Origin of the sequence: Chryseobacterium fluminis, from assembly GCF_026314945.1 — a bacterium.
GTDB lineage: Bacteria > Bacteroidota > Bacteroidia > Flavobacteriales > Weeksellaceae > Chryseobacterium > Chryseobacterium fluminis.
Genome location: NZ_CP111121.1, coordinates 512,347 through 532,311, shown reverse-complemented (window position 1 = coordinate 532,311; position 19,965 = coordinate 512,347). Strand labels below are relative to the sequence as shown.

Annotated in this window: 18 protein-coding genes; 12 read left to right on the top strand and 6 right to left on the bottom strand. The window is 38.5% G+C overall.

Annotated elements, in window-relative coordinates; genetic code table 11:
• Positions 1–39: 39 nt before the first annotated feature.
• Positions 40–795, bottom strand: coding sequence for an SDR family NAD(P)-dependent oxidoreductase (locus ODZ84_RS02465; RefSeq protein WP_266175431.1), 756 nt, complete (start codon positions 793–795; stop codon positions 40–42).
• A gap of 107 nt (positions 796–902) precedes the next feature.
• Between ODZ84_RS02465 and ODZ84_RS02460 the strand changes: the two genes are divergently transcribed.
• From ODZ84_RS02460 to ODZ84_RS02440, 5 genes are all read left to right on the top strand, one after another.
• A complete protein-coding gene (locus ODZ84_RS02460; RefSeq protein WP_266175430.1) occupies positions 903–1,265 on the top strand; it encodes a winged helix-turn-helix transcriptional regulator in 363 nt (120 codons plus the stop codon).
• Positions 1,266–1,370: 105 nt separating this feature from the next.
• Positions 1,371–2,054, top strand: coding sequence for an XRE family transcriptional regulator (locus tag ODZ84_RS02455; RefSeq protein ID WP_266175429.1), 684 nt, complete (start codon positions 1,371–1,373; stop codon positions 2,052–2,054).
• Between the two features lie 194 nt (positions 2,055–2,248).
• Complete coding sequence (gene map, locus ODZ84_RS02450; RefSeq protein ID WP_266175428.1) at positions 2,249–3,013, top strand: type I methionyl aminopeptidase; 765 nt, start codon at positions 2,249–2,251, stop codon at positions 3,011–3,013.
• A 237-nt stretch (positions 3,014–3,250) separates the two neighbouring features.
• Positions 3,251–6,142 (top strand): AsmA-like C-terminal region-containing protein, encoded by a 2,892-nt coding sequence (locus tag ODZ84_RS02445; RefSeq protein ID WP_266175427.1) that lies wholly within the window; start codon positions 3,251–3,253, stop codon positions 6,140–6,142.
• Between the two features lie 131 nt (positions 6,143–6,273).
• Entirely contained in the window at positions 6,274–6,486 is a 213-nt protein-coding gene (locus ODZ84_RS02440; protein ID WP_266175426.1) for a hypothetical protein, read from the top strand.
• A 141-nt stretch (positions 6,487–6,627) separates the two neighbouring features.
• On the opposite strand, the gene ODZ84_RS02435 is transcribed toward ODZ84_RS02440, so the two are convergent.
• Positions 6,628–7,596 carry a P1 family peptidase gene (locus ODZ84_RS02435; protein ID WP_266175425.1) on the bottom strand — a complete coding sequence of 323 codons (969 nt, stop codon included), beginning with the start codon at positions 7,594–7,596 and terminating at the stop codon, positions 6,628–6,630.
• A gap of 768 nt (positions 7,597–8,364) precedes the next feature.
• On the opposite strand from ODZ84_RS02435, the gene ODZ84_RS02430 reads away from it, so the two are divergent.
• From ODZ84_RS02430 to ODZ84_RS23570, 3 genes are all read left to right on the top strand, one after another.
• Positions 8,365–9,165 (top strand): Cof-type HAD-IIB family hydrolase, encoded by an 801-nt coding sequence (locus ODZ84_RS02430; RefSeq protein WP_266175424.1) that lies wholly within the window; start codon positions 8,365–8,367, stop codon positions 9,163–9,165.
• A gap of 136 nt (positions 9,166–9,301) precedes the next feature.
• Positions 9,302–9,472 (top strand): lmo0937 family membrane protein, encoded by a 171-nt coding sequence (locus ODZ84_RS23365; RefSeq protein ID WP_266175423.1) that lies wholly within the window; start codon positions 9,302–9,304, stop codon positions 9,470–9,472.
• A gap of 57 nt (positions 9,473–9,529) precedes the next feature.
• The gene (locus ODZ84_RS23570) at positions 9,530–9,616 is read left to right on the top strand and encodes a lmo0937 family membrane protein (protein WP_408612453.1); all 87 of its coding nucleotides are present in this window, start codon (positions 9,530–9,532) and stop codon (positions 9,614–9,616) included.
• Positions 9,617–9,784: 168 nt separating this feature from the next.
• Here ODZ84_RS23570 and ODZ84_RS02420 read toward each other — a convergent pair whose 3' ends face one another.
• Positions 9,785–10,774: an aldo/keto reductase gene (locus tag ODZ84_RS02420; protein ID WP_266175422.1), complete on the bottom strand. Its 990-nt coding sequence runs from the start codon at positions 10,772–10,774 to the stop codon at positions 9,785–9,787.
• A 388-nt stretch (positions 10,775–11,162) separates the two neighbouring features.
• On the opposite strand from ODZ84_RS02420, the gene ODZ84_RS02415 reads away from it, so the two are divergent.
• Positions 11,163–13,007: a chloride channel protein gene (locus ODZ84_RS02415; RefSeq protein WP_266175421.1), complete on the top strand. Its 1,845-nt coding sequence runs from the start codon at positions 11,163–11,165 to the stop codon at positions 13,005–13,007.
• A 67-nt stretch (positions 13,008–13,074) separates the two neighbouring features.
• Here the strand turns inward: ODZ84_RS02415 and ODZ84_RS02410 are convergent, their stop codons facing one another.
• Together ODZ84_RS02410 and ODZ84_RS02405 are read right to left on the bottom strand one after the other, a co-directional pair.
• Positions 13,075–14,019, bottom strand: coding sequence for an aldo/keto reductase (locus tag ODZ84_RS02410; protein ID WP_266175420.1), 945 nt, complete (start codon positions 14,017–14,019; stop codon positions 13,075–13,077).
• Positions 14,020–14,172: 153 nt separating this feature from the next.
• Positions 14,173–15,084: a DUF3078 domain-containing protein gene (locus ODZ84_RS02405; RefSeq protein WP_266177444.1), complete on the bottom strand. Its 912-nt coding sequence runs from the start codon at positions 15,082–15,084 to the stop codon at positions 14,173–14,175.
• A gap of 221 nt (positions 15,085–15,305) precedes the next feature.
• Between ODZ84_RS02405 and ODZ84_RS02400 the strand changes: the two genes are divergently transcribed.
• Positions 15,306–15,587 (top strand): hypothetical protein, encoded by a 282-nt coding sequence (locus ODZ84_RS02400; protein ID WP_266175419.1) that lies wholly within the window; start codon positions 15,306–15,308, stop codon positions 15,585–15,587.
• A 207-nt stretch (positions 15,588–15,794) separates the two neighbouring features.
• Here ODZ84_RS02400 and ODZ84_RS02395 read toward each other — a convergent pair whose 3' ends face one another.
• Entirely contained in the window at positions 15,795–16,502 is a 708-nt protein-coding gene (locus ODZ84_RS02395; RefSeq protein ID WP_266175418.1) for a DUF421 domain-containing protein, read from the bottom strand.
• A gap of 246 nt (positions 16,503–16,748) precedes the next feature.
• Here ODZ84_RS02395 and ODZ84_RS02390 point away from each other — a divergent pair, with 246 nt between their 5' ends.
• On the top strand, positions 16,749–17,084 hold the full coding sequence (locus tag ODZ84_RS02390; protein ID WP_266175417.1) for a hypothetical protein: 336 nt from the start codon (positions 16,749–16,751) through the stop codon (positions 17,082–17,084).
• Between the two features lie 488 nt (positions 17,085–17,572).
• Complete coding sequence (locus ODZ84_RS02385; RefSeq protein ID WP_266175416.1) at positions 17,573–19,804, top strand: TonB-dependent receptor; 2,232 nt, start codon at positions 17,573–17,575, stop codon at positions 19,802–19,804.
• Positions 19,805–19,965 lie beyond the last annotated feature (161 nt).

Here is a 19,965-nt window from a genome sequence, read left to right as displayed (position 1 = left end):
TATCGAAAGTACTTTAATTACAGTGAAATTTAAAAAAAATTAAAATCCAAAGACTCCTCCTGACACGGAAATAAGCTCCCCGGTGATCCATCCTGCATCATCCGAAGCAATGAATACGACTGCTTTGGCAATATCATCGGGCTGACCTGTACGTCCTAACGGTGTATTGGCAACGAATTTTGCTTCTGCCTCACTTCCGATAAATCCGGCAGCGCTGGATCCCTCTGTTTCTACGATACCCGGTAAAATAGAATTGATGCGGATATTTCTCCCGCTGAATTCTTTAGATAACGAAACCGTTAAAGCATCCAGCGCCGTTTTTGTTGCGGAATATACCGAGCCGGTCGGAAGCGGGGATTTGCTGGCACCTGAACTGATATTAATAATATTCCCACCTTTCTCACCAAATAATTTTAAAGATTCCTGAATCGTGAAAATAGATCCTAAAACATTAATGTTGAACTGACGATGAAAGGATTCTTCCGTGATCTGTTCTACCGGAAGGTAATCATAAATTCCCGCATTGTTTACCAATATATCCAGTCCTCCGAATGTGTTTTTTGTTTCCTCAAAAAGTCTGATCACTTCTTCTTTTTTCGAAACGTCTCCCTGTATGGCAACAGCTGCTCCACCATCATCGGTAATGGATTTGACCACTTTATCAGCATCCTCTTTACTGGATGCATAATTGACGACGACCTTTGCACCTGCTGCTGCAAAATGTCTGGCAATAGCTGCCCCGATTCCTTTTGACGCTCCCGTTACTACGGCTGTTTTGTCTGTAAGCTTACTCATTGTTGTATATTGATTTAAGTTTGTGATGCAAATTTATACCGTTAAAATTTATTTTAGTAACTTTGTTACGAAAAGTAACAGTAACCTCCAGGTAACAATATAACATTATGGTAACTACAGAATGCATCAACCGTGAAGAAAAACAGCATAAGAAAGAAATGATGGCCGTTCAGGATTCCATGGACGTACTGAGTGGAAAATGGAAAATTTCCATTCTTTCTTCCGTGTGCTACTACAATAAAAGAAGATTTTCAGATATTCTGAATGATGTGGAAGGCATTTCAAATAAGATGCTTAGCAAAGAACTGAAAGAACTTGAAATCAATAAACTGGTTAAGAGAACGGTCCTGGATACTCATCCTGTTACTGTTCAGTACGAACTTACGGCACACGGTTTGACATTAAAAACCATCATTAACAACCTGGTAGATTGGGGAATTCAGCACCGAAGAGAAATTATCGGAAGTTAGTTCTTAAAGTAAATGTGTAAAAAACTGCTTTCACAGGCATTTTTTATCCGCAATCTATCGTCAGGCCATCAAACTATTTGTATTTTTACCATCTAATTTTAAATAATGTCAGTTTTTTCAGATAACATAAGACTTTTAAGGGGGAAATCAGGAAAAACCCAGCGCGAACTGTCGCAGCAGATCGCCATCAATACATCAAGATACATCTCTTATGAAAGTGGACGGTCTAAACCTCCGGTCGATATACTCATCAGGATTTCCAGGTTATTTCATGTCAGCATCGATCTTTTATTGTCGGTGGATTTAAGGAAATATCCTTTGGAGGATATGCTTAAGCTTCCGGATAACAGAATTGTGCTGCCCGTTGTCGTCGATCAGAGTGGAAATGAAAGTATAGAAATCGTTCCTCAGAAAGCTACCATGGGCTATCTGAGAGGGTACAGCGATCCCGGATATATCGAAAGTCTTGAGAGAATTTCGCTTCCGTTCCTGAAAAACGGAAAGTTCAGGGCATTTCCTGCGGACGGAGATTCTATGCCTCCATTTAAAGACGGTTCTTTTATTATCGGAAAGTATATAGAGGGAATTGATGATTTAAAATCCGGCAATACCTATATTTTTATTACTGTAAATGACGGTATTACCTATAAACGTTTAAAATCAAAGAATAACGACTCTATTACAGTTGCCGCGGACAATACGTTTTATGAGCCTTATAATATCCCTTTGGAGGAAATTGTGGAAGTATGGCAGTATGCATCAGGTATTTTTCCGCAGGATTTCTCGTAATATTTTTTAGCCGTTAAGTGATAAAAAACAAACGAAATTTGATTCGGAATGCCAGAATAGAGCCGTATTAATCAATCGGATTAAATCGTTCATGATCTGTATCTTATTCGGATCTGTAAATAAAAAATAACAATACTTATCCTTAATTTTCCTAAAATAAAAGTTTACTCCCTCACAATTAAAATAAAGCGACAATGTCTATAACGAATGAATCAGATTTAGCCGGAATGCAGAAAATAAGCGAAGCGGTCGCTTATACGCTCAGGGAAATGATCAATTATGCTCAGCCCGGTATGACTACAAAAGAGCTGGATGAATATGGAGCCGGAATACTTTCGGGGTTCGGAGCAAAATCAGCTCCCTATCTAACGTATGGTTTTCCCGGATGGAGCTGTATAAGCGTAGATCAGGAATTCTGTCATGGCATTCCTACAGATCAAAGGGTATTGAAAGAAGGGGATTTAGTCAATATTGATGTTTCTGCAGAACTCAACGGATATTGGGCCGATAACGGAGGTTCTTTTGTGATTGGAAAAGACATTCACGGACATCAGAAACTCGTTAATGCCTCCAAAGATATTTTGCGGAAGACCATCGAGCAGATTAAAGGCGGTGTGAAAATAGCAGATATCGGTTTTCTTATGGAAACTGAGGCTAAAAAAAGAGGGTATAAAGTGATCAGAAATCTGGGCGGACACGGTGTGGGGCGAAGGTTACATGAAGAACCCGATGAATTGCTCAACTACAGAAACCGTTTTGACTCAAGACGCTTTAGAAAGAATTCTGTAGTGGCAATTGAAACCTTCATTGCAACCGATTCTACACTCGCTGTAGAGTTAAAGGACGGATGGACCATGGTAGGTAATAAAGGAGGATATATGGCGCAACATGAGCATACGATCCTGATCACCGATGGAAAACCTGTGATTTTAACACACATGAATGAAATTCTAAACTGATCAGACTGTAATAAAATAAAAAAGGAGTAATCAATAAAAAGGTTACTCCTTTTTAGTACAGGATATTCATAATATATTAATAAATGAACAAAGAACTTTTTATCGACTTTCTATAAAATATCTGAAAAGCAGGATTTTATTCCGATTCTACCGGATATTTGGTGAAAAATGGCTTGATTTTAGTTTGTGATTTCTTGTTTGTGTACCTACTCTACCATCAAAATTATCATCGTATTTATGGAAAAGTTTAAAAAAATAATTTTGAAAATTCTTAAATGGACAGGAATTTCTCTGGCATCGATTCTTTTTCTGATGTTTATTATCCCGATTCTTTTTCCCGGAACCATTTCCAAACAAGTGAAAATATTTGCTAACCAGCATCTTGCTGCCAAATTGGATTATAAAAAGACAAGATTGACATTTTTCAGGCATTTTCCGTCACTGACGGTTTCTGTAGATGATCTTCTGCTTCATGGTTCCAAACCTTTTCAGAATGATACCCTTCTGATGGCTAAAGAAGTGGCAGTTGGAATCAATTTGAAAAACTTAATTTTCAACCGTGAGGTAAAAATCGATGAGATATATGTTACGGATGCCTCTGCTAATATTTTTGTTAATTCCAGGGGGATGGCCAATTACAATGTATATGTTTCCAAGCCTTCTAAAAAACCTCAGGATACGACAGAAGCCGGAGCTTCTATTAAACTGGATCTTATAAAATTCAGAAATTTTCATATTAGATATAACGATCATGCAGCAAGGGTTCTTGTGGACGCTAAAGGATTGAACTACACAGGAAAAGGCGGATTGAGCGAAGATATTTTCGATCTTGAAACCGATCTTGATATTGACAAATTAGATTTCAGCTTAAACAGAATTTATTATGCTAAGGAAAAGAAACTGCACGCAGATCTAATTACCAGAATTAATACCAACGCGCTTACTTTCGTATTAAGGAAAAATGAGCTGAGAATTAATGATCTTCCCCTTAAATTTAATGGTGCATTAAGTATCCTGAAAGATGGGTATAATATGGATATCAAAGCCGCATCAGAAAAAACGACAATCAGGGAAATGATTTCCGTCCTGCCTCCGCAATACCTGGATTGGGCAAAAGACACAAAAATTGAAGGCAACAGTAACCTTTATTTTCATATCAAAGGAAGATTCAGCGAGCCGAAGAATATTAAACCACGGGTGAAAGCAAGACTTCTTGTTGAAAACGGGTTCGTATCCAATGGCAAAGCACCGGTTCCTATGAGCAATCTCAATATGGATCTCAATGTGGATCTCCCGTCATTAGATACCAATCAGCTTGCGATCGATTTAAGGAAATTAAATTTTGATCTCGGTCCCAATAATAATTTCAGAGCGTATGTGAAAACGAAAGGTCTGGACGAAATGCAGGTGAACGCCAATATGAAAGGTGCAGTAGATCTGCAGATGTTAGATCAGGCATTGGGCTTAAAAGATATTGATATCCGTGGTTTAATTGATACTAATATCATAGCGAATGGGATCTTCAGTCTTGATAAAAAACTGTTCCCTAAAACCGATGGTTATTTAAACCTGAAAAATGGATTTGTCAAAACAAAATACTACCCCAACCCTATCCAAAACATCAATATGGCTGCCCGAATTATTAATACGGACGGAACTTTCCGGAGCCTCGGTGTAAAAATGGATCCTTTCAGCTTTGATTTTGAAGGAAATCCGGTGTATGTGAATGCCGATTTACAGGATTTTGAAGATCTTCTATATAAGGTGAAAGCAAAAGGAGTCCTGAATGTAGGCAGAATCTACAAAGTCTTTGCGAAAAAAGGACTGGATATCAGTGGTCTGATCATGGCTGATCTTTCTCTGAACGGCAGACAGAGCTATGCGACCACAGGACAGTACAGCAAGCTTGACAATCGTGGAAATCTTATCCTGAAAAACATTAAAGCCACTACAGAATATCTTCCCAAATCGTTCTACATAAAGGAAGGAAATTTCCAGTTTGAAAATGAAAAAATGTGGTTCAGAAAATTCTTTGCCACCTACGGAAAGTCTGATTTTGCCCTGAATGGCTATCTGCTTAATACCATTAATTATTTTATAGAAAGAAAAGGGACGCTTCACGGAAAATTTGTTCTGAATTCCAATTATATCCTTATCGATGAATTTATGGCTCTGAAAAGTGGAGATAATACCGATAAATCTATAGAAGTTGAGTATGCAAAGGTGGAAAATCCTAAAAGCAGCGGCGTTGTCATTATTCCGAAAAATCTGGATGTTTCGCTGGATGCCAATGCGAAAAAAGTAGAATTTAAAGGTCTGGGGCTAAATCATTTGAAAGGAATGGCTTCAGTAAGTGGCGGTCAGGTTTATATGAAGAACACCTCCTTTGATATTATCGGCAGCCATATGAATATCGATGCGCGGTATCAAAATGAGTCTCCGCTGACTGCGAACTATGACGTTGCTCTCAAAGTTCAGGATTTCGATGTGCAGAGAGCCTACAAAGAAATAGATATGGTTCGTGAAATGGCTACTGCGGCAAAAGATGTCAAAGGAATTGTATCGTTGGATTATAAACTAAAAGGCGATTTTGATAAAAATATGCGCCCTATTTATCCTTCCCTGGAGGGAGGCGGTATAGTAAATCTCCGTGATGTGGAAGTTAAAAATCTTAAGATGCTCTCTGCCGTCGGAGATAATATCGGCGCTAAAGCTTTTAACAATCCTGATATGAAGGGCGTGAATATTGAGACCCATATCAAAAACAATCTTATTCACGTAGATAAATTTACGTTCAAAGTTTCAGTATTAAGACCTTCTATCAGCGGAACAACAAGTTTCAATGGTCTGCTTGATTTACAGGTGAGGGTTGGTCTTCCTCCTGCCGGATGGATCGGCTTCCCGATTGTAGTAACCGGAACCCACGAAAAACCTAAAATCAAAATTTTCAGTAAGACCGGTCAGGGAATTATTGAAGCCCTGTATAACAAAAAGTCAAATAAAGTGATCCGCGAAGAAAAGCGTGCGGCGAAGAAATCCCGTGCAGAGCAGCGCAAACTTAGAAAAGCTCAGGAAAAGAAAGCAGAAAATGCAGAGAAGCAGATTGATAAAAACCTTAATAAAAAATAATACTGAGATCTGCATAACCAAAAAGAATTAATTTATTTAAGTACTCTTCGGGATTATGTGAAATATTTTCATTAATTATCAATCTTGGCATACTTTATTCTTTAATACAATTAACATTAAAAATAAATTATATGGCCCAGAAAAATTTCAGAAAAGAAGACTTTGAAGACGGAAGCTTCGGCAGATACCACATCGAATATAAAAAAGGAGAGATTGGAGAAGGCTCCAATTTAATTGTTGAAAAAAAGATCAGTCGGACAAATATGAAGTTGTACAGGCTGAAATCAAAAGACAGGATGACAGCATATTCATTGTCTGGAGTGAGCCGTTTGACGGAAGGCTGATTTTTGAAGACTAAAATCAGGAGCATTACAAGGTGCAGATAAAGATGCTGTAAACATATGCTTCTGGAGATACAAATAGATTAAACTTCCTTTCATACAGGGAAGTTTAATTTTTTTGTGGCATCTGTCATTACAGTGTTTCTAGTGATTCCCACCGCTGTCGGCATATCCTGGTATATTGAGAGCTGTATGTGCTGATCTCACACCATCCAGGACTGCCTGAGCCATAACTTCTGCAGCAAGCATACCGACAATATTTACAGTAGTGGCTACGTTTCCTGTTGTCGCGGCAAAAATCGTATCACCATCATGCATTGTATGGACAGGATAAATTGTTCTCGCCAGTCCGTCATGGGCCATCTGTGCAATTTTATTCATTTGGGTTTTGTTGAGCCCTGCATTACAGCAAATAATTCCGATTGTTGTATTGGTTCCGGGTTGGGTAGATTCATGCTCTGCCTGTTGTAAAAAAAGAGCCTGTATATCTAAAATATTACCTTCTTTATTACGTGCGCCCGCAATCCTTTGCCCTGTAGAGGGATCCCGTATTTCTCCAAAAGCGTTGACAGCGACCATGGCGGATACGATTAATCCATTTGGCCCCTGAATAGAAGCTGTGCCTAATCCGCCTTTCATAGCTTTATCCATACCAAGCATCTTTCCAATTGTTGCCCCCGCTCCCGCACCAGTATTGCCCGACTTAAAAGATTTTCGGGAAGCGGCTTCCGCTGCATCAAATCCCATTTGGGCATCCGGTCTGACAGCAGGATCTCCAAAATTCAGATCAAAAAGAACGGCTGAAGGAACGATCGGTACGATATTAATCCCTACCTGGTATCCGATTCCCTTTCTTTCCAGCCATTTCATAACTCCGGTGGACGCCTCCAGCCCATAAGCGCTTCCTCCGGTAAGCACAATGGCATGGATGCGTTCCACAGCATTTACAGGATTCAACAGATCTGTTTCTCTTGTTCCCGGTGCCGAGCCCCGAACATCCACCCCACATACCGCACCGGATTCGAACAAAACAACACTACATCCTGTCTGATGTAAACGGTCCTCCTTATGACCGACTTTGACTCCCGGTACATCAAGAATACTTCCTCTCATTTTTTTTATTTTAATATTACATATTTTTAAGATGGCACATCTTTCAAAAAGAAACAATATCACTGTTCCCCCTCCCACAATTAATGCGTTTATCAGAAACTTCCTTCTGTTATACTTTTTATTACTCTTAATTTCCATTTTTAAAATGGTATATTCTTATAAATTACTGTTTTCCAATTTATTAAAGAAATAATGATGCCTTGGTTATACTGGCTTATAACTTTCATTAAATTACTGTTACTAATAGCAGCTGCTCCTGCTATTTGCCTGTGATTTGAAGTAATTTCTTTGTAAAGTTCCCGTTCACATTGCTTAGAACGGCAGTTCCGAAATCTATATTTGCCAAAGAAAAAGATATCTTTTAATCAGAGACATTCTGCAGGAGAAAGATATTCTTCATGTTAACACGGTATTATATGGTATGACTTATAGATCAAAAGATAGAACTTTTATTCAGATCATGCAAAAACTTAACATTATTTTTTATGGTTTTCAATATTTTGCCGCGCCCAAATGATGAATTAAAAATAATTGGTATAACTCCCGTTAATAATTCCGGATTCGGAGTACTACGATTGATCCGTTACCGGAAAATTAAGCTTTTTAATCGATCAGTTTCTGTATAGAAGCTAGATACCCCGGAATTTCAGCACTCAAAATCAATTAAATAAATGAATTTTAATTTTATAGATCATAATCCACCTTCATCCTAAAAAAATATAATTGTATTTTTGAGTAACCAACGCAAACATTATTACTTTCAGGATCATGAAGCACACAGAAAATAATCCAGTCATCAATGCCGTATTTTTTGATATTGACGGAACTCTTATCAGTTTTAAAACCAATACAGTTCCTGAATCGGCACAGAATGCCATCACAAAGCTTCGTGAAAAAGGCATCAGAGTAATTGTGGCAACCGGGCGTTCCATTAACTCTCTGTCTCATATTTCCCATTTGGAATTCGATGGTTTTATTACATTTAACGGAGGCTATTGCGCAACGACTGATGGTCATATATTATTTAAAAAGACTATTGATCCGGATGATATTAAAAGCCTGGTACATTATGCAGAAGATGCCGCATTAAGTTATTCGTTGATGTACGAAGATAAAGTGGAGATTAATGATGCCACTCCTGAACTGGTCGGTATGTATGCTCACATCAATGTTCCTGTTCCGCCGATTCATAATAAAGAAAATATTGATTGTGAAAATGTCCTGCAGGCTAATATTTTTCTGGGACCTGAGAAAGAAAGTGAATTTATGAAGACCGTAATGCCAAATTCTGAAGCTTCACGCTGGACTCCTCTTTTTGCAGATGTGAACCCTGGCGGAGTGAGCAAACAGATCGGAATTGAAATTTTTTGTCAGCATTTTGGAATCAACAGTTCCGAGACCATGGCATTTGGAGACGGAGGAAATGATATCACCATGCTGAAGTTTACCAAAATCGGTATTGCCATGGGAAATGCCAATGAAAATGTTAAGGAAATAGCCGACTATATTACTGATGATGTAGATAATAACGGAATTGAAAATGCTCTAATTCATTTTAACATCATTTAATAAAATTCTGATTACCAATACTTTATTTGTAAAATATACACTTACACTATTTTTGTGGTATAATTTTTAAAGATTTTTTCAGAATAAAGGCATGATATATGCTATTATCTAATAAATCACTTAAAATATTACAGTTATGAGAAGTTTATTATGGTTAGTCGCAGTCATCTGCATCGTCGTTTGGCTTTTAGGAATGCTTAACATCGTACCGGGAATGAGTACAGGTTACTTAGTTCACGTTCTATTGGTTATTGCTATTGTTGTAATATTATATAATATTATTACCGGCAGGAAGCCATTAGATTAAAGTAATACAATATTAAAAAAATAAACCACTGCATGGGCGGTGGTTTTATTTTTTTGAATGAGTACAGGTTATTTAGTTCACATCCTATTGGTTATTGCTATTGTTGTAATATTATATAATATTATACTGGCAGGGAGCCGTTAGATTAAAGTAATACAATATTAAAAAATGAGGCCGTCTCACAACTCGTGAAAACGGCCTTTTTTATGAAATTCCCCTGTATCCCTATACGACAGGGTTTTCGTTTAAACGATTCTCAACCCACATCGTTTAGTTGTGATACATCTTCTATTTTTTTTAATACTTAATTTTTTATTGCGGAATCTGTGCCTTCTCATAAATCAGACCTTCCGATTTCAATTCTTTCCAGAAATCGGAAGGAATATTTCGGTGTAAGGCATCTACATTTCCCTGTACCTGTTCAGGTTTACTCGCACCGGGAATGATAGAGGCGAATTCATCTGCTGCCAATACAAACTGTAAGGCTGCATCTACGATATCAATCTGATATTTTTGTGCGACCGCTATTATTTTGTCACGCTTTTCAGTCATGCCTTTCGGAATAACGTCTTTATAATTATAACGGGGTCGTCCATTGATGAATCCTGAGTTGTATCCGGCACCTGAAACAAGCTTTACGCCCGCACTTTTTACAGCGGGAAGCAGCCGGCCTACCGCATCTTCGTGCTCCAGGATCGAATACTGTGTTGCGGAAAGACAGATGTCAGGATCTGCAGCTTCCAGACAGTCGAGAATGGGTTCTATTTTATTGACTCCCATTCCCCAGGCTTTAATTACGCCCTGATCTCTCAGTTCTGAAAGGACTTTAAAAGCTCCTTTTTTTGCCTGCTCCAAATAATAGGGATAGCGGTCTCCTACCTGGTCTTCTGATAAATCATGGATATATACGATATCGATATGGTTTAAACCTGTTCTTTCCAGGCTTTCATCAATAGATTTTCTGATCGCATCAGCCGTATAATTGTGTTCAAAATCATAATGAAGCGGTGCCTTCCACATGGTAGGCGGAACTTGGGATTCAGGAACTTCTGTAAATAATCTGCCCACTTTGGTAGAAAATACAAATTCGTCTCTATTCTGATCCTTCAGAAAATTGCCGAATCTTCTCTCACTTTTGGTCAGTCCGTACCACGGCGATGTATCGTAATATCTGATCCCTAAGTCCCAGGCTTTTCGGAGCACCTCATAGGACTGCTCATCAGTAAGTTTTTCAAAAGCGGTTCCTATTGCTACTCCTCCCAGTCCAAGCTGGTGTTTTTCCGTTAAAATGTCTGATTTCATATGTAAATATTTTAGATTTGATGAGATACAGAAATGCAAAGATCATGCAGACCTGGTGATCTTATCGCTGATTGCACATTTTACGGATTCAGATACAAAAAAAGAATTGCGGCCAGGTGAATTCAGCAGCAGTTGCAGAAAAATCAATTCCCGCTTCAGTTTATGTGAAAAATTTTCCGGCTCTGCAACCGGGTAAAGATTTTACATACCCAATATGTAGTGAGGCGTTATTACGGCGGCTGAAAAAGGTCTCAAAGATTTTACAATGCAGATGTCCGGATCCACTCCGAAAGGGTTTACTACCCTGCACGGCCTGTTTTTTATTATATATTTCATACATTTACAAAAGCATCATTGATCATGAGAATGGAATACAAATCTTAAACAAGTGAAAATTTATCATAAGAGAAAGTTTCTGAGCTTTCTGAAATTCAAAAGAGACTTCCAAAAATACGGTTTGGAAAAAGCCCGCAGCTATGAACTGATTCTTCATTGGCTGAACAGCAGGCTCAGCCGGAACCAGTTTCTCCTACTTTCAGGAATTATTGTGGGCTGTAGTGCAGGTCTGGCAGGCGTTTTACTGAAAACCGTGGTTCATACCATTCATAATTTTATTACGACTAAAGTCCATTTTGAATACCAGATTTTATTTTACATTATTTTTCCGTTCCTGGGAATTGTACTCACTACGACCGTAGTTCTGACTTTATTTAAAGGACAGGATAAAAAAGGAATCGGCGCTATCCTGTATGAAATTGCACAGAATTCCAGCGTTGTTTCTTCCGTAAAAATGTATTCCCAGATGGTGCAGAGTGCGATTACCGTGGGACTCGGAGGATCAGCGGGTCTTGAAAGCCCGATTGCGGTAACGGGTGCAGCCATCGGGTCCAATTATGCCCGGACCTATAGGTTAAGCTATAAGGAACGGACTTTATTACTGGCGGCCGGTGCCACCGCGGGGATCGCTTCGGCATTTAATGCTCCTATTGCGGGGATTATGTTTGCATTCGAAATTTTACTTACGGGTGTCGTTTTTACAGATTTTATCCCTTTGGTGGTAGCGGCAGTCTGCGGTAGCCTTCTGTCCAGAATTTTGCTCCAGGAAGATATATTATTCAGGTTTTATACAAGGGAAGCCTTTAATTATAAAAACGTGCCTTATTATCTTGCTTTGGGAATCGTAACCGGTTTATATGCAAGATATTTTGTGGTTATTTCTCAGAAAGTCGAGCATTTCATCAAAGGACTCCGGATGTCACGTCTGCGCAAAGCCATGTTCGGAGGGGCAGTTTTATCATTTTTGTGCGTTCTTTTTCCTCCTCTGTTCGGAGAAGGATACGAAACGGTAAAAGCATTTACGGGCGGGAATACCCTGTCTATTATCGAAAACAGCCTGTTCAGGTATTTTGAAGTAAGAGAGTGGACGATCATTATATTTCTTATCCTGATCTGCCTGTTAAAAGCTTTCGCAACTTCCTTCACGATTTTCAGTGGTGGAAATGGCGGAAACTTTGCGCCTTCTTTATTTGCCGGCGGAACCGTAGGGTTCTTATTTGCGGTCATTTGTCAGCATCTAGGCTTTGAGGGCGTTCCGGTTACCAATCTTGTACTGGTTGGAATGGCCGGAGCCATGAGCGGAGTCCTTTATGCACCGCTGACCGCCATATTTCTTATTGCAGAATCCAGTTCCGGGTACGATCTTTTTATCCCGCTGATGATCGTTTCCGTGATTTCATACCTTATTGCCAAGTGGTTCTCCCCTATTTCTCCAGAGCTCAAATCTCTGGCAGATCAGGGAAAAATTTTCACCAATAAGCATGATGAGAATCTTTTATTTTCATTAAACACTAAAAATTTTATTGATTTTAATTCTCAGATCATTAACGAAGATGCTCCTGTTAATGAGCTGTTTGATGCTGTAAAGAACGGAGATAAGAATATTTTTGCCGTTGTTAATGATTTCAAAGTTTTAAGAGGAATACTCACATTAGATGATATCAGGCCTTATTTATTTAATGACAACAAGAATGATCTTAGTATCGTTCAGTTAATGAAGGCGCCGCTGGCTGTTATTAGGTACGAGGATAAACCTTTGGAAATTCTTCAGATTTTTGATGATACGGGAGTCTGGGATCTACCGGTTGTGGACGACAAGAATATTTTCATCGGATTTGTTTCAAAATCAACAATATTAATGAGTTACAGGCAGTTATTAAAAGAATATTCAAATTAATATAGCCAAAAATAAAAAGCCGTTCACAATTATATGGAACGGCTTCTTCTTTCACTTTTTATAAGATTTATTCGCTTGCGCTGTTTAAAAGTTCGATATCTTCCGGGCTTAATTTAATTTCCGGTGCCTCAAATAATGTTTTAAGCTGTGATGCATTGGTCGCACTTACAATCGGTGCCGTAATCATAGGATTCGCCAATAACCATGCTAACGCTACCGAAGCCTGCTTTGTACTGTATTTTGCACTTATTTCGTCCAAAGCTTTTAAAACTTCCTGTCCTTTAGGATTTAGATATTTTCTTACGCCTTCTCCCCGCTGGCTTTGATTTAGGTCTGATTCTTCGCGGTATTTCCCCGTCAGAAATCCTGCGGCCAGAGACCAGTACGGAAACACGCTCAGATCATATTTTTCTACCAGTAGAGCGTAATTCTTCTCAAATTTTTCTCTTTCCAGTAAATTATAATGCGGTTGTAAAGCTATATATTTAGGAAGATTATTTTTTTCTGCGGTTTCAAACGACTCCTGCAGACGTTCCGGTGACAGATTCGAAGCTGCAATATAGCGCACCTTTCCGGCTTTTATAATCTCATCATAGGCAGCCAGCGTTTCTTCTATGGGCGTAGTATGATCATCAAAATGAGTATAGTACAGATCAATATGGTCTGTCTGTAGTCTTTGCAGGGATTCGTCAACAGATTTTAAGATATGTTTTCTGCTGATATCGAAACCATGCTCTTTTGTTTCAGAACCTACTTTCGTCGCAATAACCAGATTATCTCTGTTCGCACGGCTCTTCATCCATTTTCCGATAATTTCTTCGGACTGGCCTCCTTTTCCGTTGACCCACCATGAATACGTATCTGCTGTATCAATAAAGTTAAACCCTCCGTCAACAAACTGATCCAGAATTTCAAAAGAGGCCTTCTCATCTAAGGTCCAGCCAAAAACATTTCCTCCGAAATTAATCGGTGCGACTGATAAATCGGTATTTTTTATCTTCCTTTTTTCCATAACTACAAAAGTTAAATTTATTACAGAAAACTAAGGTAAAGAATATTACTCACGATTTGCATCAAGTTTTGTTTATTCTGTCTATGATCATCATTAAAAGACTAATCTTCTGATTAAATTTTACCACATCTGCATTTATAATCTTTCTCCATTCTATTTCAGCCAGGACTGATTTTGTTTGTTGTCAGTCCGTTTCTTTCCCTTATCAATATTATAGGCAAAGCCGACTCCAAGGGTTTGCTTAAGCTGGGTTTTCCAGATCTGGTTATGATCATACAGTAAATCCAGCGTAATATTAGTGGAAATAAATTTATTGATTTTCATGTTTAAAACGCCTCCATAGGATAATACAAGCCTTTCAGGATGATCCAGATAATTTGAAAATACCGACGCTGTATTGATAAGGGTTATATTATCCATGATTTTGATTTTATAAATCGCAGATCCCAGAAAACCAAACTGAAACAGGGAAGAATCTCCATCATGTTTTAAACCGTAATTTCCCGCGTACTGCAGCTCATCATCCAGTACAAAAGTTACTCTTGCATTGGCAGGACGTAATGTGACGGTAAGATTATCATTAGGACGATACGTAAAGCCTACCCCTGCATTGAGATAACCGGGCGCCATAAAGTTTGATATCTTTTTTGCCGCTGGATTATTACCGTCCTCATATCCGGCAGCAAACTGGCTCTGCAAACCGATACCACCGGAAATATACCAGTGCTTTGCAAATTCTCTTCCATAATTGGTGGAAATATTAATGACATCCTGTGTTTTTCTTGTTCCTATACCCTTGGTATTATTCTGTCCGTATGCCAATATGATAATATTTTCCCACAGGTCTTTTCCTTTTTCATAGGTCATATTATAATTGACTCCGGCGATCCAGCCGATATTGTTGGCTCCTCCGCCGACCCAATTGGAAAATGCGGCCTGATTAAGCATCAGGGTGTTCTGTCCATGGATGCTCCAGGCCTTTACCGTATCAGCAACAGGTGGATTCTCCTGTGCAAAAGAATGTATTCCCATGATAATGGAAACGGATAATAAAATTTTTTTCATCATGTCATAATTGATACCACAAAAGTATAAATATATACACCGTTAGAAAATATTAAACGAACTTAAAGGAACTTAAAATGGAGAGCCCTTTTATCTGGAATGTTTGTGTGGTGTTAAAGCCTTTCTTATACAAAGGATATCCTCTGCTTATTAAGTGTTTACAGATTCAATATTACTTATCAATAATCTTTTTACGGCCTGAAATTTGCTGCATTTACCTTATGAATACGACGAAAAAATTACCAGGAATTTCCAGAAGAGAGGTCATTAATCATGACGATTTTTTTTCTGCTATGATCCGAAATATTTCTTCGGTGATAGGCTTTAAGAACAGTGATCCTGAAGAAAGCAGTTCATCAGATTCTTTAAAGAGTGATAGAAAGTGTGATAGAAACCCGGATGCCCAAAATATTAAAAGGATACTGCAATATACGGCAGTAGGCTGTTTAGGATTAATTACACTGGGGCTATTTACTTCATCCCGGAGCATAAATGCCGGATAAGTACAGTATGAGTATAAAACCAATGCAGATAATATATCTGCATTTTCAATTTAAAACTGCAAATAAATAGACAATATGTACAGCAACTGATGAATTATTTGTTTATTTTACACTTGTGACAATAATAATTTATTATATTTGCGGATCGAAATAATTTTTTTTCATCATTTGTGTTTTTTTTAGGCTCCTTCGGGAGCCTTTTTTATTTTAGGTGACCCGTTTTTTATTGCTGGCAGGAATCCATTCTTTTTTACGGCATTTTCTGCATCTGCCTGCATCACCTGTTTGCTTTTCCTCAGTATATCCACAAAATGTACAGGAATAAAACCCGCTTTTTTCTATATATTCTAAAGTGTTATTTAATGAACCGGGCATAATGGGCAGTCCGTATTTTACATTTTCATTTTCGTAAAAAAATATACTGATCTCTCCGGATATTTCTTCTATGGCTATTTCTATCTGCCCGAGCTGTGAAACTCCCTTTAGTCTTAATTCAGCAAAGAATTCATCACTTCCCAGATTTTCTTTTTTAAAATTTTCAATAGAAAACTCCCCTTCTTCAATAAGGCATGTGGATTTTCCCTCTACCAGCTTTTCAAATTTCTTGCTTTGACCGATAAAATAAGTGACACCGGTGTACAAAAGAATAATAACGATAAAAACAATCAGGGATGAAACAATTCCGACATCTTTGTTAAACATCGGATCCCCGGCAGCTGATCCCAAACCGATAATAACGACCAGCTCAAAAACAGAAAGCTGTTTTACACCTCTTTTTCCTAAAACCCTCAGTCCCATGATGATGGCTAAGAACATAATAGCCGTGCGCAGAATGATTTCGAGAATGAATGACCATTCTTCCTGACCCATAAATAATTCTTTCCAATCAATTTTTAACAGAAAAATAGATATCATATAAAGTATTTAAAAGCTGACGTTCAAAAAATGAGCCAATACCACATCTTCTATGCTTCCTTATATCCCGGCGTTATAAAGAATAAAACAGTCAGTTTTAATCAGAAATCGATGATATCTCTTACTGATTTCTCAAATCATGCGAATATGTATCATATATTTAATCAGAAATCGTCAGCAGTTTTATTTTCAAAACAATACGTTGATACCATTTCCGATACACAGGACTGAATTTATTTTATGAAGTTGTTTAAACTTATTCAGAAAAAAAGTTCCGATAAAATTAGCAATTTTGGATTGCAATGTAAGACCAATAATCTGGAACTCATCAACAAAGATAAAATAGAGAAATGGATTTTACCCCATTTAAGCAGAGGGAAAAGGGGATTTTCTATGAAGTTTGACTTGGCAAAAATAATTCAGACCATGATAAAACGGCTGAAAACCGGTTGCCAGTGGCGGGAACTTTCGGTTAAGGACTATTTCGGGGAAGAAAATAACGCAGAAGTAATTGTGCCAGAAGAAAATCAAAGATTTTCAAAAAACTTACGTGTACTTCTTCTGCGTAAAGTTATTACTTAAATTAGCTTAAGTGTATGGAAATCTCTTTGATTTCAGACAACCACACGAAGGGATTCGTGCGGTAGCGGTGGATTCGTGCGGTAGCGGTGGATTCGTGCGGTAGCGGTGGAAAAGTTTAAACAGTTTTTATGTAAGACTTTCATTTCTGGCAACGATAACAACAATAAAATTTTATGAAAATAAAAAATGGTGGGTTCGACCGCATTTTCGGGAATTCTGAAAACAGGATTTTAATGCAGTCAGCGGATCAGATAAGTCAGCGGATCTTATCTTTTTATGAATTTAAGACGGATATTCAACTTTATTTTATCAGTTTGAGACCGCTTCGAACAGCAATTTAACGACAAGTAACCGATTGCATAACCTGTTAGCATACAGACGACAGAAGTAAATTCACCTGACATTGATTTATATGATAAAAATCATGGTGCTGTGTATTTAAATAATCTGTTATATTTGGAATTATTATTTTTAATTATTCTAAATAAATGAAAAAGATATATACGCTTTCACTATTAATCCTGGCATCCGCAGCCTCTACTCTATCTGCCCAGAACGAACCGGACAGTATAAGAACGAACCGCATCCGTGAGGTTATTATGGTGTCGTCCCGTGCTCCTAAACAAATCAGCGATATTCCTGGAACAGTCTGGATCCTCACTGATAAGGAACTTCAGACGCAGATCAGAGGCGGCGCAGGATTAAAAGAAGTGTTGGGAAATCTGATCCCGGGATTCGACTTTGGAAATCAGGGGCGGACCAACTATGCCCAGAATATGCGTGGCAGAAATGTGCTGGTTATGATTAACGGAATTTCTATGAACAGTACCAGAGCCACAAGCAGGCAATTTGACGCCATCGATCCTTTTAATATCGACAGGATCGAGGTGCTGTCCGGCGCTTCTTCTATTTACGGTGGAGATTCTACGGGTGGTATCATTAATATCATTACTAAAAAACCCAAGTCTGAGCAGTTGGCGTTTGAAACCTCGGTCGGACTGAAATCAGGCTTCCGCAGTGATGATCTGGATAAAAGGATCGCTCAGTCTGCAGAAGGTGGAAATGATAAAGTAAAATTCAGGTTGGGAGCTGCTTTCACTCAGAACGAAGGAGCATTTGACGCTAATGGTGATCAGGTTATTATCGATGTGAAACAGTCTGACTTCCAGTACAACCGGTCAATCGATTTATTAGGAGGAGTCAGTGCAAAACTAGCATCAGACCAGGATTTAAATATTGATTTACAATACTATAATTCAAAAGTTAGAAATAAAAAATGGCTGTCTTTCGGAAATGATTTTATAGGATATACTACAAAAGACCCGGATCTCATCAATGTATTAAGTGGTGCCGATTCTGATGTTGTTCCGAGAACGGAGCGCTTTATGGCCAACCTTCAGTACCAGGCAAGAAATATCTGGGGTGGACAAAACCTTTTGGTACAAGCCTATGGCAGACGCGAAGAAATAGATTTCGGAGCTTCATTTGCAGAAATTCCCAAACCGCCTGCAGGAATTGTGCTTCCGCTTTTCTTATCATCCGCAAGAGGGAATACCAATACGTACGGAACAAAAATCGTTTTAAATAAAAAATGGAACTCTTTTAATTTCACTTACGGGATAGATGGTGATCTTGAAAGTTTTACCGGGGATCAGGCGATTTTTAATCCGGCAGTAAGCGCTGACTCCGGCGGGCTTATAAATCATACCGATGCCTTTGTGGGGAGATATCCTGATACGAAAACAGGAACACTTGCAGGCTTTATCCAGGCAGACTGGAATATTACCGGTAAATTAACCCTTTCCGGAGGTATCCGTCAACAGTTTATCAATGTAAAGCTGGATGATTTTGTCGGGTTTAAAGAACAGGTCTACATGCATTTTGGGTACGGAACTTCTGCAGATGTAGTGAAGGGTGGAAAAAACAATTATGATGTTACCCTGTTAAACGCCAGCTTACTTTATAAATTCACTTCAGCCTGGCAGACATGGTTTAATTTTTCCCAGGGATTTGCCGTGCCTGATGCTGCCAAATCGTATGGCTTCGGAAAATATCAGCTGGTCAGCGACCGATGGAATTTACTTAACAGCATCAATATTTCAGAACAGCCATTAAGCGGAATTAAAACAAATCAGGGGGAAATAGGTTTCCGGCATAACAAAACTTCCGGATCAGGATTGTATGCCCAGGGGTCCGTATTCTACGCTGTTTCCAATAAGACCTTAAAAATTGACAATGCATCTTTTACCGTTTCTTTACTTGATCAGAAATTAAGAAACTACGGTTTTGAAGGGGCACTGGGCTACAGATTTTCTCAGGGACCTGAATTCGGGGGAAATATTTTGTTGATGGATTCGGAAACCGAAACGGTTGACAAAGGATGGCAAAACCAGTCGGTGTACACTACGAATCCCTCAAAGTTTATGATATATGCAGGCTGGAATGCGAGACCATTTTCATTAAGACTTCAAATGCAGAATTCTATGAATTATACGGATCTGGCGAATCTGAGAATCACAGGATACACTCTTTTTGATTTAGTCGGCGATGTTAAACTGAATAAAGGAACCATTAATTTCGGAGTGCAGAATATCTTCAACAGGCAATACACGACGATTTGGGGGCAACGCTCCGAATTTTTCTACGGAGCACCCGAAAAGGCCTTTGCGTACCAGGGGCGGGGAACTACAGTCTCTGTAGGATACACGATAACCTATTAATTGTATAATTAAAAAATGAACTATTTCGTCAATTCGGCTGGAGTCAAAAGAACCGACCGGTGTGATGTTAAATTTTGATCAGGAAGTTCTGACTATTTATTATTACTGAATGTAACTGAACGGACGAAATTTTAGAGAAAACATTTAAAAGTAAAAAAACC